Below are 15,152 nucleotides of genomic sequence, written 5' to 3'. Positions count from 1 at the left end.
AAAATAAAGGGGTTGCAATTTGAAAATCACAGGACTATAATCATCCATGCCCAATAGAAATGTGTTTACGATGTGATGACATCGACGAAGGAGCGTTTTCCATGTCCTATGATTATTTGATTGCGATTTGTATGGTACTACTGTCCACCAAGGTGTTTGGTCTCATTACAGGGCGATTACATATGCCCCAAGTGGTGGGCGCCTTGTTGGCAGGGTTGATTATGGGGCCAGCTATGCTGAATTTAATTCAGCCCAGCGAATTGTTTGACCAGCTCTCAGAGTTGGGGGTCATTGTGATGATGTTTTGCGCTGGTATGGAAACCAGTGTGGATGAATTAAAGGCGGCAGGGAAAACCAGTTTTATGGTGGCTTTGTTAGGGGTGCTGTTGCCTTTGGGCATGGGCACTGCGCTGATGATGGCCTTTAACCCCACAGGCCCCATGCTGGAGAATGTATTTGTAGGTACGGTGCTGACGGCCACCTCTGTCAGCATCACTGTGGAAGCTTTAAAAGAACTGGGACGTTTTTCCACCAAGGTGGGCAATACCATTTTGGCCGCCGCCGTCATTGATGACGTGCTAGGGTTGATTTGCTTGACTGTGGTTACCAGTCTTGGAGGTCAAGGCGGCAACATTGGATTGGTACTCTTAAAGGTGGTGCTGTTTTTCCTTTGTGCTATGGTGCTTGCCTTTTTGGCCTATCACTTTTTCCTCTGGTGTGAAAAAAAGTTGGATGACCGAAAACTCAATTATTTCCCCATTGCCGCCTTTGCCTTGTGCTTATTGATGGCGTGGGGCGCAGAAGAATTGTTTGGTGTGGCAGATATCATCGGTGCGTTCTTCGCTGGTTTGATTATCTCCACCACCAACAAAGGGGAGTATATCACCTCTCGGTGCGCGCCCTTGTCCTATTTGTTGCTAACCCCTATCTTTTTTGCCAACATTGGGTTGAGCGTCACGTTGCCTGCCATGAGTGGCTCGTTACTGCTGTTTACTGTGCTGTTGATCCTAGTGGGTATCAGCTCTAAGCTAGTGGGTTGCGGCATCGGTGCACGCTACTTTGGTGGCTTTGAAAAGAAGCAAGCCGTACAGGTGGGTATCGGCATGGTGTGCCGTGGGGAAGTGGCATTGATTGTGGCAAACAAAGGGATGGCCATGGGGGTTGTGCCAGCAGAATATTTTAGCCCCATTGTGATTATGGTCATTGTGTGTACCGTGTTGACCCCTGTACTGTTGAAGGTGGCCTTCAAAGGCGATTCTCCTTACGAAGGGTTGGAAGTCAGCACGTTGGCAGAAAAAATGGTCATGCGAGAGCAACTGGATATGGTGGCCCAGCAATTGATTACCAAAGAAAAAGCACGTCGCAACAAGCAATAAGCAAACAACAAACCACCCCACGGTGTCATCACCGTGGGGTGGTTTACGTGTGTGGTGTTTGTATTCGATGGTGCAAATTTAGTGCATATGTGCTTATTCAAATGTAAACAGTTCATTGGGTGTCTTTGTCAACTTAAAAATACACAAAAAGGGCGCGTAAAAGTGCATAGGGTCAGCGTTGGGGAATAACATTAGCGAGAAAAAACTTAAAAAATTGCTGAAAAATGTCGAAAACGGAAGTGGGCTTCCTGTTATTTGCTAAATTCTTCTTGTATAATGAAAACAAGAAGGAGGTGTGCACAATGGCTAGAAATGAACTTGGCGTTGCTTTAAAAGGGTTCCGTATAGAACAAGGGATGACGCAGGAAATGGTAGAGGGTCGCAGTGGAATTTCTGTTAGAACAATTCGGGATGCAGAGCGAGGAAGCAAAGATACAAAAATGAGTACACTTCAAACATTGGGCAATGTATATGGCATGGAACTGGGGTTTTACCCAAAAACCTTTCAGATGGAGAGGGGTGAGTTGCAATGGGTAGCGTAGACATTGCAGAAATTTACAGCCTGCTTTACTCCTTAGGCATCACCGCCAACTATCGAGGTTTTTTCCATACCAGCTACGCCGTCTATCTCGTCATACAAAATCCAGAAAGGCTGCTCCTCATCACCAAGTGGCTGTACCCAGAGGTAGCCAAACACTATAAAACCACTTGGCAATGCGTTGAGCGCAACATTCGCACAATCACAGAGCTTATTTGGATACACAATCGAATTTTGTTAGAGCAGATGGCGCACCATCCTATGGAGAAAAAACCTAGGAATGGTGCTTTTTTGTCCCTTCTAGCCTCAACGCTCACGTTGCCTGGACATGGATTGTGTCAAGCGGTAGCTCTCCCCAGAGAAGATGACTATGTGCGAATGGTGTACCAAGCGGTCAATGAGAGCTGCCGTCAAGCGGTTATCCCCAAAGACTGTATTCCATTGAGAGAATTCCAGATTGGATGTAATGATGAGGCTTTTCCGCTCATAACAGTCGGCAATCACTTGGAATAACAGCTCTGCTGCCGCTTTGTGCAACGGTACAAAACCAATTTCATCAATGACCATTAACTGCACCTTTTTTAGCGTAGATAAGAAACTGTTCAAGGTGCCCTTGTTGTTCTTTTCCAATAAAATATTGGCAAGAGATGCAGCTGTAAAGAAGCGAACAGGCCGTCCTTCTTGGCAGGCGTTCAACGCCAGAGCTGTGGCAAGATGGGTCTTGCCTGTCCCAACGGCGCCCATAAAAATAAGGTTTTCCTTGGGTGCCAAAAATTGCAAATCTTCCATATACTCTCGTGTTAGTCCAACTGGCAGTGCTATTTCATTGCGCCAAGTGAAGTCATCCAAGGTTTTTAGCACCCCAAATCCTGCACTTTTTACCATGCGGTTAATGCGGTTTATTTCTCGTTCTCGCAACTCCAGTTGTAATAAATCGGTTAGATATTGCTCATTATTTCGGTATTCCACACTTGTCCACTCTTTTGCCAAACCACCTAATTTCAAGGTTTTCATGTATTGCTCAACCATGTAAATCACCTCCTATCAATCCGTCGTAAGCGCTCAAATTTGGCGTGTAATGTAGGTCAGGCGTGGTAATATCCAAAGTCAACGGCTCTGGTCGGTGTTCCTTTTTGGCAATCATGTAGTAGCATTGGCGGACACTATCCGCATCGGTGCGGCCATTCTCATGCGCCAACTCTAGCACTTCGTCGCAAAAGGTGGCGTTGCCATCTTGGACGATTTCATCCAGTAATTGTAGCGCACTTTTTCGTGCCTGTCCTTGGGCTTGGTGGAGATGCTGTTGCCAAAGAGGTGGCATTTGGTTGAAGAATCGAGTGTGAGATACCCCGCCAGGCTTTCTGCATAAAACGCCAACATACTGTTTCCAATCATAGTACTCTTGGTGTGTTTCATAACTTCTTTTATAACTTCCAACTAAGGTATGGTCATGGTAAAATTCAATGCAGTCATAATAAATTTTCGCTTGCACAATCTCTCGACTCAGCGCTGGTGACAGACCATACTTATTGGTGTCAATGGTGACAAAGCCATATTTATTCACCGCCAAGCTTTCGTAACGGAACACCGAAAAAGGGTGCTCTGGCAGGGGTAGTAGCGCCTCACGATCTGCTTCCCACAGTTCCTGTATCTCAATCTGATGCTTGTAATGGAGACGCTGTGCATCCTGCTCGCACCAGTCGAAAAGCTGTTCGTTGAAGGTATCGAAGGAGGTAATGGTCGGCACAGGAACAAAGGCGTTTCTGCGGCTATATCCCACTTTATTCTCCACGTTGCCTTTCTCGTTGCCAGCGGCAGGATTGCAGAATTCAGCCTTAAATCGGTAATGCAGCATGAATCGGGTGAATCCATCGGTCAGCACTCGTTCACCATGGTCTAGGACCTTCACCACGGCGGTAGACATATTGTCGAAGCGGATGACGGGTGGCACGCCACCCATGTGCTCAAAAATCTGCTTCATGCCTTCTAGCAAGCATTCTTGGTTTTGGGCTGGGAAATCTTGGGTGTATCCCTTGTTGGAATTGGGGAAGGACAGGGTTAGGGCGTAGCCTGTCCGCACTTTGGATGAGGCGTCGTTGTAGATGTGCTCGCCAAAATCCACTTGCCCACTGCCGTGGGGATGCGCCAGAGGCAGATAACCATCGGTTTGGCTGCTCATGGCGAATTTCTTCTTGCGCACATAACGCTTTACGCTGGAGTAGCTACCGAGGAATTTTTCTTCATCTCGTAAACGGCAATAGATTCGCCAAATTGTGTGTCGTTGCTTGCGTGGAATTTTGGTGTCATCCTCTAACCATTGGTCTATGATAGGGATGAAATCCCCTAAAATTGGATAGCTTTCTGCTTGAATGTTGGGTAGATGCTCATCGTTCCAGTCGTCTTTATGGGCGTACTTGCGCACCGTGCGATAATTGAGTCCTGTGATTTTTGCGATTTCATTGAGACTTTTCTCTTGGTTTTCGTACAAATCTTTGATATAATTCTTTTGAGCCATTCTTATCACCTTTCCGCTACCTCCTTAGTTCTAGACAAACTAATGGTAGCTCTTTTTTGAGGTGCTGACAATGGCTCTTTTTTTACGAGCCCAACCTATGCACTTTTCGCGCCCTTTTTCGGTACTTTTATTTTAGTGGAAACATGCCTATGAGTATGGTGGAACAAATCTGATTGACTTCATGATCCCCACCATCGCCTATGGATATCAAAGCAGTTCCAGTACAGTACAAACCACCACAACCTATAATTCAACAACGAGTATAACCCCCACTTACAGCGACGCAACCATCTATCCAGATTTATGGGCTGATGTCTATACCCCCACTGTTTCATACACCTCAGCCGCATCGCTCACCCAGAGCGATGGGAGCATAGGAACCCTTTCTATTCCATCACTGGACATCTATATGAGTGTCTATGACGGCGAGACATTGGACAATATGACTAAGGGTGTGGCACACTTTTCTGACACGTCATCTTGGGATGGGAATATTGGATTGTGTGGACACAACCGTGGTGCCACCTATGTGATTGGTGATATTAAAGACCTAGAGCTGGGCGACATCATCCAATACACAACCAGCTTGGGCACCCGCACCTACGCAGTCAGTTTGGTGACTACGATATCTGAAACCAACTGGAGTTACCTGAATGCTACTTCCGATAACCGAATTACGCTGATTACTTGCGTCGAAAATCAAAGTGAGCTACGCTGGTGTGTCCAAGCCGTTGAAATCACATGATTCCTGTGCTACACTGTTTTTGTAAATCATAGACCGTTTGGGTTATATGAGATGACCTCGAAAATATGATTACAAAAGGAGATGAGCCATATGAAGCACACACCAAACTCTATTGGAGCATTCTTATTGGGACTCGCCATCGGCGGACTGACATTAGGGGGATCTGTCGCCTATGCGTCAGGGATTGTTGCCACCTTATCTACACAACCCATTTTTGTGGATGGCGAGCAGGTGGAGATGACGGCGTACACCATCAACGGCAACAATTACGTCAAGCTCCGTGATGTGGGGCAGGCAGTGGGGTTCAATGTCAGTTGGAACTTCGATGAAAGTCGAGTGGACATTGATAGCAACAGCCCCTATTTTGCTGACGATGCCGATGTTGTAGTGGAAGAAATCACTGTCCCCCAGACCGTGGCGGATATGGTGACACAAGTATTTGTTCAGAGTGATGATGAAAAAGCAGTCTACCGCATCCGAGTGGACAATGGCACAAACGCAGGTCTTTTATCCACAGGTCAAGAAGCTACTGTGAACAATATTGTTTCCATGCTTGATCAATTCGAAGCATTATACCCCAACGGAACATCATGGGGTGATAACACAAATTCTGGTGACATCTATTGGTATGACCGCAATTTAGATGCAACCATCGGTGGCGCATTTGGATGTAATTCTTATACCTACGCTTTGCGTGATGTGCTTTATGGTCGAGAGTGTGAGGCAATCTACACCCATAACGACTTGAGCCAAGTTCGAGTCGGTGATGTGGTTTTTCTGTGGAATGACAGCACAAAACAAGGACATTGGATTGTTATTTCCGAGATTGGCGAAAATTCTGCTGGTACCTATTTTAAGACCATGAGCGGTAATGCAAATGGCAAAGTTTCAACCGATGCGCCATACTACACAGAAGCAAATATGGTATGGTACCCGGATTCCACTGTGTATTGTTTTTACTAACCAGTACACAAAATCAATTGAGCAGTCGATTCCGTTCTGGAGTCGGCTGCTTCTTTATACCCAAAATTTAAGGAGGATTCTATTATGGCAACACAAAAGCGATATATGTCGCTATTTCTCGTTTTGGCACTTGTGTTGGGACTATTCAGCCCCATGACAGTGGCCTATGCCGCAGATACCAGCGGCACCGCCCCCACCGATGTAACGGTTCAGTACGACAATGACATTGACTGGCTAGGTAAATACTATTCAACGAATCTAGGAAGCAATGTCAATATGCGAACCATTCGGAGCACCTACAACTATGGCGGTGAGTTCGTCAGTAGCTACGCATTTTGTCTTGAACATGGTGATGGTCTGGACGAGGACGACACCTATACCTTTGTTGAGGAACGCTCTAGCTACGCCGCTGCACCCTTTATCGCATTCATGCTCACAGGTGCTAGAGTCAATGGTTGGGATGCTGCCACAATTAAGTCTGTGCAGGGTTGGGTAAATGCAGTTGTTTGGCTTGCAGAAGCAGGACTGTTTATTGACCCTACAAATGCTGATCAGATTGAAATGGCAGCCAAAGAGCGAGTCGCCGCTCTTACGGCAGCTTTTCCCAGTACAGAACATACGCTAGAGGATTCCATTGAGCTATTAAACATGATTGTATCTGGTTACAACAAGGGCGATTATGGTAGCTGGTCTTTTTATGTGTATGAGACGGATAACGCAGCAAATCAAAATTTGATGATTGCAGATTACACGCTAAACTACGAAACTTACGAGGCTTATGTAAAGCTTCAAAAAACAGATGACGATGGGAACGCTTTGTCTGGTGCAGAATTCACTATTTATGAAGGAGCAGTCGCAATAGGGACAATCACAACTGATTCCAGTGGCTACGGAATTTCTGATGTGCTCCAACTCTCAAGCGCAACTGCTACGCTAACCGTGGTGGAGACTAAGGCGCCATCAGGCTATGTGCTTTCAGGTCAGACCTATACCGTTAGCGTTGACAGTGTAGCGAATGCTACTGCCGACACAGCCGCATGGGTCAATGGTGGCAACGCAATTCCCAATACTCCTTATGAAATCCCTACGGAATATGTCATTTTGAAAACAGATGCGGCCACTGGAGAGCCACTGGCTGGAGCTACATTTAGACTTGAGCATGTGAACAACACCACCACCTATGATTTGGTGACTGATAGCAGTGGCTCCATTCAGCTCCAGTGGCTTGATAGTAGCGCAGATAACTATATTACCCCTGGCACCTACACAGTAACCGAAACCAGCCCTCCCGTGGGTTACTCTCTGTCGGAAGCTAAAGTTGAAACACTCACTTTTGAGCTGATTGCTGTATACGATGACGACGGTGACTTTGATTACTGGGAGCAGAACGACCCTGGTCAGTTGATTTATGAAAACCCTGCCGATAACACTATTCGCTTCACCAAAATTGATGCCGACGGCAATGTGCTGGACGGTGGCACCTTCAATGTCTATATGAACGGCGCGTTGCTGGGTCAGTACGAGGGCGGAACCATTGTCTTGAGTGACCTCAAAACAGGCTATTACACCTTCGAGGAAATCAGCCCTCCTTCTGGCTACGTCATGTCCTCCAACCCCTACGCAAGCGTGTATGTAGATGTGACTGACACGGCCACAGATACCTACTATCTGTCCATGATTAACTACGACTATCCAGACATTCAGATTCGCAAGTCTGACCCTACTGGGCTAGGATTGTCAGGGGCTATTTTTGATGTGAAAATTGATGGAACATCCATCGGGCAAGTGGAAACCAATTCTATTGGCGTGGCCACAATTTCTTATGCCCAGTACGGCGCTTTTTTGAACGGCGAAAATAACAGTTGGACTGTCACTGTGACAGAAGTACAGGCCCCAGAGGGCTATTTAATGAGCGACACCAACGTTATCACCGCGGAAATCCAGAAGGGGCAAACACTTTCCACCATCGAATTTGTGAATGACCCCATTCCAGAAATCCAAATCGCTAAAATTGACTCTGCCACTGGCCTGCCCTTGGCTGGCGCAGAATTTGCGGTCTATATTGACGGCACTCAAATCGGCACCTATTACTCCGATGAGGACGGCATTGTTTCTTTGAATTATAGCGACTACGGAAATCACCTCGACCTCACCGCTAATAGCTGGGTGATTAAGGTCATCGAAACAGCTGCACCGTCTGGGTATAGCATCAGCGATGTTTACGAACAGGAACTAACAGTCGTCCGTGGACAGACAGTGGCATCTTATACCTTCGGCAACTACAGCTATCCCCAAATTGAGATTTACAAATCCGACGAGGACACCAATCGCCCCCTGTCTGGCTCATTGTTCAAAGTCAGCATTGACACACAGGTGCTGGGCTATTTCTCCACAGGCTCTGATGGTAAAATCCTCATTTCCTACGCTGATTACTACGAATATCTGGGTGTCACAACAGATGATGAGTGGACAGTTGAAGTAGAGGAAATCAGGGCACCCAGTGGGTATTTGCTTAACGCCAACAACGTCCAGAGCGCTGTGCTGAACCGCAATCAGGGGTTACTCACATTCTCATTCCAGAACGAGGCCTATCCCGAAATTCACATTTACAAGACCGACAACAACGGTAATGCTCTAGCAAACACCCTGTTCTCCGTCAGCGTGGATGGCACCGAATTTGGGCAGTTCTGGACAGACAATAGTGGCATGATTACCCTTACCCATGACACCTATGGTGACTTCTTGGGCGATAGCGGAGCCGATAGCTGGACGGTCACTGTCACCGAAGTCCAGCCCACCACAGGCTATCTGCTCAGTGGCACAACCACCTCCACGCAGGAAGTTCTTCGTGGGCAAGCAGTTGCGACGTTTACCTACTCCAACTACGAAGTGCCAGAAATTCAAATCCTAAAGACGGATTCCTCAACAGGTGAACCCCTTGCAAATGCCGAGTTTGAGGTGTTCATCAACGGTCAGTCTATTGGCAGCTTTTATAGCGATGCCGACGGCCTTGTTCTGCTGGATGAAGCCAATTATGGCACTACTTTTGACCTGAGTGCAGACAGCTGGCTATTCACAGTCACCGAAGTCAACCCGCCCGCTGGGTATATTACCAATTATGAGACAACTCAGTCTGTGACCGTCACCGCAGGGCAGTTGGTTGTGCAATTTAATTTCTCGAATTACGAATATCCCGAAATTAAAATCACCAAAACCGATGCAGATACCAATGAACCTTTGTCAGGGGCAGTATATACGCTGGCCATAGATGCACAATCCTTCGGAAGCTTTGCTACAGGAGAAGATGGCACTGTGACCATCACCTACGCAGATTACTACGAGTATCTGACCCGTGATGCCGATAGCTGGACAGTTACAGTTGAAGAAACCAGTGCCCCGGGTGGATACCTGCTCAACGAAAACGATGTGCAAACGGCAGAATTATCCCGTAATCAAGGGCTGCTATCCGTCGAATATGATAACTATGCCTATCCAGATATTCTGATTACTAAGACCGACGTATCCAACGGCAATGCTCCCATTGCTGGGGCCATTTTTGAGATTTACATTGACAATGCATCTCGTTGGTCGCTGGCCACTGACGAAAACGGTGAAATCTGGATTACCTACGAGGAGTACGGTGCTTTCCTAGACCAAAGCCGTGGCCAGACGGAGTGGGATATTCGTGTGGTGGAACGCTCTGCTCCTGACGGATACCTTATGGACCCAAACCGTAGTGAAGATACACACACCCTTATTCTCGGCGAGAGTTTGGTGGAATTTGCCTTCGTCAATGCAGCTTACCCCGAGATAGTAGTCGAAAAACGGTGTAGCGTGACCAATGAACTGCTGGAAGGTGCCACATTTATGGTTGCCATTGACGGCACATCTCTTGGCACATGGACCACCGATGAAAACGGTCAATTTACCATCTCTCACGATGTCTATGGAGCCTATCTCCAGAATGAAAGCAACGATAGCTGGACAGTTGAGGTAACCGAAACCAACCCACCTTATGGCTACCATGAAGCGGAGATTGACACCCAAACCGCCCAACTCAAATATGGGCAGGAATTGGCCACCTTCGTCTTTATCAATGTGCCTAAGCCCACTCTGACCATTACCAAAATCGACAGTGTGACCCGTGAACCTTTAGAAGGTGTTTTCTTCGATGTGTATCTGGACGACCTTTTTATAGGGGAATATGAGACAGATGGAAATGGTGAAATCTCCTTGGTCGATATTGATCCAGGGACATACACTGTGACCGAAACCCGTGGCTTAACTGGCTATGTCATTGACCACACCAGTCGTACCATTGAAGTACAGGCAGACGATGGTATTTTCCTCTACACCATGGGCTTTGAAAATGTGCCCGAATCCGCCATCGTGATTACCAAGCGTGATGCCGAGGACTCTAGCATTGTCCTTCAGGGGGCAGAGTTCGAGGTCGCCTATCTTGCTGCCAATTCTGGTACAGGGGGCAATGTAATTGGGCGATACACCACTGGAGCCAATGGGTCTATTACTGTCACTGGGCTTCAGCCTGGCACCTATGTGATTACCGAGACTGTGGCACCCGCAGGATATGAACTCAATCAAACCAGTCAAACCGTATACATCTCTGGCAACAATCAGGATGTTGTAACCGTCGATTTCTATAATTACAAAATGGCCGACCTAGTTATCATCAAACAGGACTCCGTGACTGGAGCAACGCTCTCTGGTGCCAAGTTCAAAATCACCTATTCCGATGGTACCGTAGTGGGTAACTCCAACGGCTACTACACGACTGATGCCAATGGACTCATCACCATCAGTGAGCTTGACCATAACGCAACGGTCATTGTGCAGGAGGTCACCGCCCCTAGTGGTTACCAGATGGATGAGACGCCCCAGACAGTTCAGCTTTCACAGGGCGAAGCCTTTGTCCTGACCTTCGAGAATGATCCGCTGGGCAATCTTATTATCCAGAAGCTAGACAGCGTAACAGGTGAAGCCTTGTCTGGTGCAGTATTTAAGGTGACAACCTCGGATGGCACTTATGTCGCAAACTACGGCGGTACAGTGTCCTCTAATGGTCTCTACACCACCAACACCTATGGTCAAATTCACATTGTTGACCTCGACCCCGATACCTACATTGTCACGGAGGTGACAGCACCAGATGGATACATTCTCGACTCCACCTCCCAAACTGTCCGCATTTATGAGGACGACACCCAAACTTTGACCTTTGAAAACACGCCAATCGGTGGGTTGACTATCATCAAAACTGATGAAGACGACGGCGACCGCATTAAGGGCGTAGAGTTTGAAGTACGAAAGATGAATGGCGAAATTATTGGCTATTATACCACCAACTCAAATGGCACGATTTACCTGTACGAACTGGAGGCGGGCTGGTATCAGGTCCAGGAAACTGAGCCTGCCACTGGCTATCTACCCAACGACACCATCTATACCGTTGAAGTGGAAGACGGTGAAACAACCGTGCTGACAGTGAAGAATGAAAAGGCCTCTGGTATCCTCATCCACAAAGTTGATAGCCAGACAGGAGAAGGGCTGTATGGCGCAACCTTCTTGTTGTATGACTCTGGCAAAAATCCCATTGGACAATACACCTCAGATCAGTCTGGTTATGTCTACATCGACGAGGATGAGTTGTCTGCCGGACGATATTATCTTCGTGAAATTGATGCTCCAGAGGGGTACACGCTGGATGATGAACTAAAAACCATCTATGTCAGCGCAGGTAAGACCGTTGAAATTGAGTGGGAGAACGATCCCATTCTCGGGCAAATCCAAATCACAAAATACTCCTCTGAAGACAATGCTATCACAGGTGAAAAAGCTGGTACTGCACTGGAGGGTGCTGTATTTGAAATCAGTAATGCCCGCAGCGGATCCGTGGTGGGCTATATTGTGACAGATGCTAGAGGTGTGGCCGCATCGGAGCCATTGCCTCTTGGTCGCTATCTGGTGACAGAAGTATCGGCACCTGCCTATTACGCCGCATCCACCGAAACTTATGAGGCGGAGTTGGAATACGAAGGCCAGATAGTGAAGTTAACAGTATTCAACGGTAGTGTGGATTTGGGTGTAACCATCCAAAAGGTCGGCAACCAGGAAGTCATTCCTGGGGACACTATGCTCTATGAGTTCTCCCAGATTGCCAACACATCCAATGTGTCACTCAGCGACTTTTATTGGCACGATCGGATTCCGACCGACGCTGTAAGAGCCGTGACCTTAACAACTGGTACCTATAACGCACGGGTTAGTTACCGCATCGTATATCAGACCAATTATTATGATTACAGAGTGCTGGCCAGTGACCTGCTCTCCACAAATGAGTATAGCTTCAACCTATCTGATGCTGTACTGGGATTGATGTCAGGTGAGTATGTCACTGATATCCGTTTTGAGTTTGGCACTGTACCTTCAGGATTTGCATCGGTCAATAACCCCCTGATGACTGTATCGGTATTGCCCACAGTAACCAATAGCTATCAAATCACCAACCGAGCTGATATCGGCGGATACTATCTGGGACAGTGGCAGACGGCCACCACCACATGGATTACCATCACCAAGAAACTAACCCCTGACCCCGAACTTCCCAGAACAGGCTATTAACATCAAAGGGGCAGTCCTTTTTGGACTGCCCCTTGCTCGTGTCAAAGAAATGAAATTCTATTTTTCGCTATGTGATATACCGTTTCATCGTCACGTACCGAGATGACGATAATATTCATCTCATCACCCTCTTGAATCAAACGGTACACAACACGCAGGCCAAGCCGTAATAACTTGATTTTCAGATACCCTGTCAAATTATTTCCACTATGACTACCCAATGGCTTACCCAGCCCCCCTTTTGTTGTGGGCAATGGGTTACGAGAAACTTTTTCGATGGCTTTCATCACTTGAAGCTGTTGCGTGCGATCTAGCCCTGAAAAATCTCGTTCTGCTTCTGGTAGATAGGTGATATGCCATTGGCTCATTCTATCTCCACCTCGATATCTTCCAAGTCCTCTGGTGTAATAGACAATTTTGCGCACAGCATATCATGAGATAACATTTCTCCATCGTGAGAAGCCAATCGCTTTTCTGCCTCGAAAAATAGTGCGTAATCCTCTAAAGCTTCAACCATAGCTTCATAACGACCAGGTTCTACCAAAACGCAAGAGGGTACATTATTCTTCAATACAATTTTTGTCCCAGACGCATGAACTTCATCAAAAATTTTAGTTGCTTCCCCACGGTTAAATCGTGTGATGGGCACAATGGAATCCATGACTGACTTGACCGAAAATGTTGATTCTAGCATATTATCACCTCACTATATCATTCAAAGAGTACTCACCATTAGTATATGCAATATCGTTCTTTTTGTCAATCTATTTATCGTTAAATGTTGGATTTTATGATCCTCAGTGCTTTGAGCTGTGTGGATGTCTGAATCATGGTAGCAATACCTCCAAATATGGTTTTAGAATGCGCTCGACTCGAAACTCCTTCGCATAGCGCAGTAAGAGCGGAATGTTCTTATCCTTTTGCCACACATACTCACGCATGGCAGAGGTGATATCCTGCACCTCCACCTGACTACGACTGCGCAACAGGTCACACAAACATCGCTCAGGATTGTAGGTATAGACCTTATGGCCATTGGGCGATAGGGTTTCTGTTTTGCCCAAGTCATAGAGTTCAGCTTTGATCTTATAGACTTTGATGCCGTCGTCACTTAGATTGCTGACATTACACCCTGCGGGTAGCGTTACCGTCATAGGCATAGGCTCACGTTCTGCCACCTTCCAAAGATACAGCCCAGCTTCGTGTGAAAAAATCGCCTTTGGCCAGCGAGCCTGCAGAAGATAAAACCCATCGCACCAAGCATTAGCGGCCAGATAAATCCCATGGGCAACTCGCTCCATACCACGATTTTTCACATAGGACGCTAGATAGGTGCGTGAAATATCCGCATCCACAACATCTGATGTTCGCAGAACACCATGGTTATCCTGCACAAGCTGATCCAATAATTCCTGCTTGGACAAACACAACACCTCACTTTCATACTCTGAGTATACACCATAAGAGTACGAAAGTAAACATTGAGATGCGGAATTACATTTATTTTCTATTACTATAACAATCAAAACCTTGCCCATTGGCAAGAATGGAGGTGAAATGCGTGAAAATATCTCGTCGTACCATGGGAGGCCTTATTGCTATCTGCATGGCTATATCCATGTTGGCGCAAATGCAAATGATCTATGCTACCGATGAAGCAGATGCCAACGTCTTAATCCCTGAGCAGTTGACCATTGAACTGGGAACCCAGTGGGCAGGTGCTGAATTTGAGTTGGAGACAGAATACGGATTATATCCAGGTGTCATACCTGCTGACGACCAAGGAGTCTTGGCATTGGAAATCGGAGGCAGTAGCTTTTACACCCTACGCTATACTGGAACGGGTGTGACTATAGAACACGCTGCCAGCCAAGAAGATCAACCCATCAATGAGACATCCCCAGAACTCGAACCAGAAGTCGAGCCAGATACTACCGAGGACATGGACATCATTGCTGTATTAGGCATAATGATAGCAATCACAGCACTGATTGTTTTGGTTCTGGTTGTGTACTATTGGCGACACTACAAAGTGCAAAGTAAGTATCCAAAATAATCGCATTTGTAAATAAATTATGAAACTGGAATTATTATTTACAAATACGCTTGACAACATAGGGAGGCTGTGCTATGCTAAACCCAGTCAAGGGTCAGCACCCCAGGCTTCCTATGCGGAAAGAGTGTCCGCCAACACACGCAACCCATGTGAGGATGCGGGGAATAGGAACGGAGCTGCAGTGAGCGCTCCATAAATGGGTGCGACCTAATTGAATATATCTGCCGAACGGTAGAAACGTAAAGAGTCAATGCTGATGAGATGCAAGAAAATCAGCGTCTGGTTCTTTATGCTTTCTATCGTTCGGTTTTTTTGTTGCA

At 46.7% G+C, this 15,152-nt stretch carries 11 protein-coding genes and 1 pseudogene; 7 read left to right on the top strand and 5 right to left on the bottom strand.

Annotation, left to right across the window (positions count from 1 at the left end):
• Positions 1 to 101 precede the first annotated feature (101 nt).
• The 3 genes and pseudogenes from RFF05_RS05285 to RFF05_RS05275 all read left to right on the top strand — a co-directional run.
• Complete coding sequence (locus tag RFF05_RS05285; RefSeq protein WP_409969338.1) at positions 102 to 1,376, top strand: cation:proton antiporter; 1,275 nt, start codon at positions 102 to 104, stop codon at positions 1,374 to 1,376.
• Between the two features lie 302 nt (positions 1,377 to 1,678).
• Positions 1,679 to 1,918: a helix-turn-helix domain-containing protein gene (locus tag RFF05_RS05280; RefSeq protein ID WP_409967229.1), complete on the top strand. Its 240-nt coding sequence runs from the start codon at positions 1,679 to 1,681 to the stop codon at positions 1,916 to 1,918.
• A pseudogene (locus tag RFF05_RS05275) lies at positions 1,906 to 2,166 on the top strand (sporulation initiation factor Spo0A C-terminal domain-containing protein); the annotation flags it as partial. The gene RFF05_RS05280 and the pseudogene RFF05_RS05275, both read left to right, overlap by 13 nt.
• Positions 2,167 to 2,220: 54 nt before the next feature.
• Here RFF05_RS05275 and istB read toward each other — a convergent pair.
• Together istB and istA are read right to left on the bottom strand one after the other, a co-directional pair.
• Positions 2,221 to 2,943: an IS21-like element helper ATPase IstB gene (gene istB / locus RFF05_RS05270; RefSeq protein ID WP_409967230.1), complete on the bottom strand. Its 723-nt coding sequence runs from the start codon at positions 2,941 to 2,943 to the stop codon at positions 2,221 to 2,223.
• Positions 2,936 to 4,429, bottom strand: a complete 1,494-nt coding sequence (istA, locus tag RFF05_RS05265; RefSeq protein WP_409967410.1) for an IS21 family transposase — start codon at positions 4,427 to 4,429, stop codon at positions 2,936 to 2,938. The genes istB and istA overlap by 8 nt, the downstream gene beginning before the upstream one ends.
• 181 nt (positions 4,430 to 4,610) lie before the next feature.
• Here istA and RFF05_RS05260 point away from each other — a divergent pair, with 181 nt between their 5' ends.
• The 3 genes from RFF05_RS05260 to RFF05_RS05250 all read left to right on the top strand — a co-directional run bounded on the left by RFF05_RS05260 (position 4,611) and on the right by RFF05_RS05250 (position 12,776).
• Positions 4,611 to 5,174 (top strand): class D sortase, encoded by a 564-nt coding sequence (locus RFF05_RS05260; protein ID WP_409969337.1) that lies wholly within the window; start codon positions 4,611 to 4,613, stop codon positions 5,172 to 5,174.
• Between the two features lie 90 nt (positions 5,175 to 5,264).
• Positions 5,265 to 6,137 (top strand): hypothetical protein, encoded by an 873-nt coding sequence (locus RFF05_RS05255; RefSeq protein WP_409969336.1) that lies wholly within the window; start codon positions 5,265 to 5,267, stop codon positions 6,135 to 6,137.
• Positions 6,138 to 6,221: 84 nt separating this feature from the next.
• Positions 6,222 to 12,776 carry a collagen binding domain-containing protein gene (locus RFF05_RS05250; protein ID WP_409969335.1) on the top strand — a complete coding sequence of 2,185 codons (6,555 nt, stop codon included), beginning with the start codon at positions 6,222 to 6,224 and terminating at the stop codon, positions 12,774 to 12,776.
• 41 nt (positions 12,777 to 12,817) lie between these two features.
• On the opposite strand, the gene RFF05_RS05245 is transcribed toward RFF05_RS05250, so the two are convergent.
• The 3 genes from RFF05_RS05245 to RFF05_RS05235 all read right to left on the bottom strand — a co-directional run bounded on the left by RFF05_RS05245 (position 12,818) and on the right by RFF05_RS05235 (position 14,200).
• Positions 12,818 to 13,144 (bottom strand): type II toxin-antitoxin system RelE family toxin, encoded by a 327-nt coding sequence (locus RFF05_RS05245; RefSeq protein WP_409969334.1) that lies wholly within the window; start codon positions 13,142 to 13,144, stop codon positions 12,818 to 12,820.
• Positions 13,141 to 13,470, bottom strand: a complete 330-nt coding sequence (locus RFF05_RS05240; protein ID WP_409969333.1) for a type II toxin-antitoxin system Phd/YefM family antitoxin — start codon at positions 13,468 to 13,470, stop codon at positions 13,141 to 13,143. The genes RFF05_RS05245 and RFF05_RS05240 overlap by 4 nt, the downstream gene beginning before the upstream one ends.
• Before the next feature lie 133 nt (positions 13,471 to 13,603).
• Positions 13,604 to 14,200: an abortive phage infection protein gene (locus tag RFF05_RS05235; RefSeq protein WP_409969332.1), complete on the bottom strand. Its 597-nt coding sequence runs from the start codon at positions 14,198 to 14,200 to the stop codon at positions 13,604 to 13,606.
• 137 nt (positions 14,201 to 14,337) lie between these two features.
• Between RFF05_RS05235 and RFF05_RS05230 the strand changes: the two genes are divergently transcribed.
• Complete coding sequence (locus tag RFF05_RS05230) at positions 14,338 to 14,832, top strand: hypothetical protein (RefSeq protein ID WP_409969331.1); 495 nt, start codon at positions 14,338 to 14,340, stop codon at positions 14,830 to 14,832.
• Positions 14,833 to 15,152: the final 320 nt, after the last annotated feature.

Origin of the sequence: Bengtsoniella intestinalis, from assembly GCF_039719005.1 — a bacterium.
Taxonomy (GTDB): domain Bacteria; phylum Bacillota; class Clostridia; order Oscillospirales; family Oscillospiraceae; genus Oscillibacter; species Oscillibacter intestinalis.
The sequence above is the reverse complement of the archived record's forward strand: the minus strand, read 5'-3'. Positions and strand labels throughout refer to the sequence as shown.

What these genes read in the sequence shown, in the direction of transcription:
- RFF05_RS05250 (WP_409969335.1), top strand. Translation starts at nt 6,222, where the DNA reads ATGGCAACACAAAAGCGATATATGTCGCTATTTCTCGTTTTGGCACTT.
- RFF05_RS05240 (WP_409969333.1), bottom strand. Translation starts at nt 13,470, where the DNA reads ATGCTAGAATCAACATTTTCGGTCAAGTCAGTCATGGATTCCATTGTG.
- RFF05_RS05255 (WP_409969336.1), top strand. Translation starts at nt 5,265, where the DNA reads ATGAAGCACACACCAAACTCTATTGGAGCATTCTTATTGGGACTCGCC.
- RFF05_RS05280 (WP_409967229.1), top strand. Translation starts at nt 1,679, where the DNA reads ATGGCTAGAAATGAACTTGGCGTTGCTTTAAAAGGGTTCCGTATAGAA.
- istA (WP_409967410.1), bottom strand. Translation starts at nt 4,429, where the DNA reads ATGGCTCAAAAGAATTATATCAAAGATTTGTACGAAAACCAAGAGAAA.
- RFF05_RS05285 (WP_409969338.1), top strand. Translation starts at nt 102, where the DNA reads ATGTCCTATGATTATTTGATTGCGATTTGTATGGTACTACTGTCCACC.
- RFF05_RS05245 (WP_409969334.1), bottom strand. Translation starts at nt 13,144, where the DNA reads ATGAGCCAATGGCATATCACCTATCTACCAGAAGCAGAACGAGATTTT.
- RFF05_RS05260 (WP_409969337.1), top strand. Translation starts at nt 4,611, where the DNA reads ATGATCCCCACCATCGCCTATGGATATCAAAGCAGTTCCAGTACAGTA.
- istB (WP_409967230.1), bottom strand. Translation starts at nt 2,943, where the DNA reads ATGGTTGAGCAATACATGAAAACCTTGAAATTAGGTGGTTTGGCAAAA.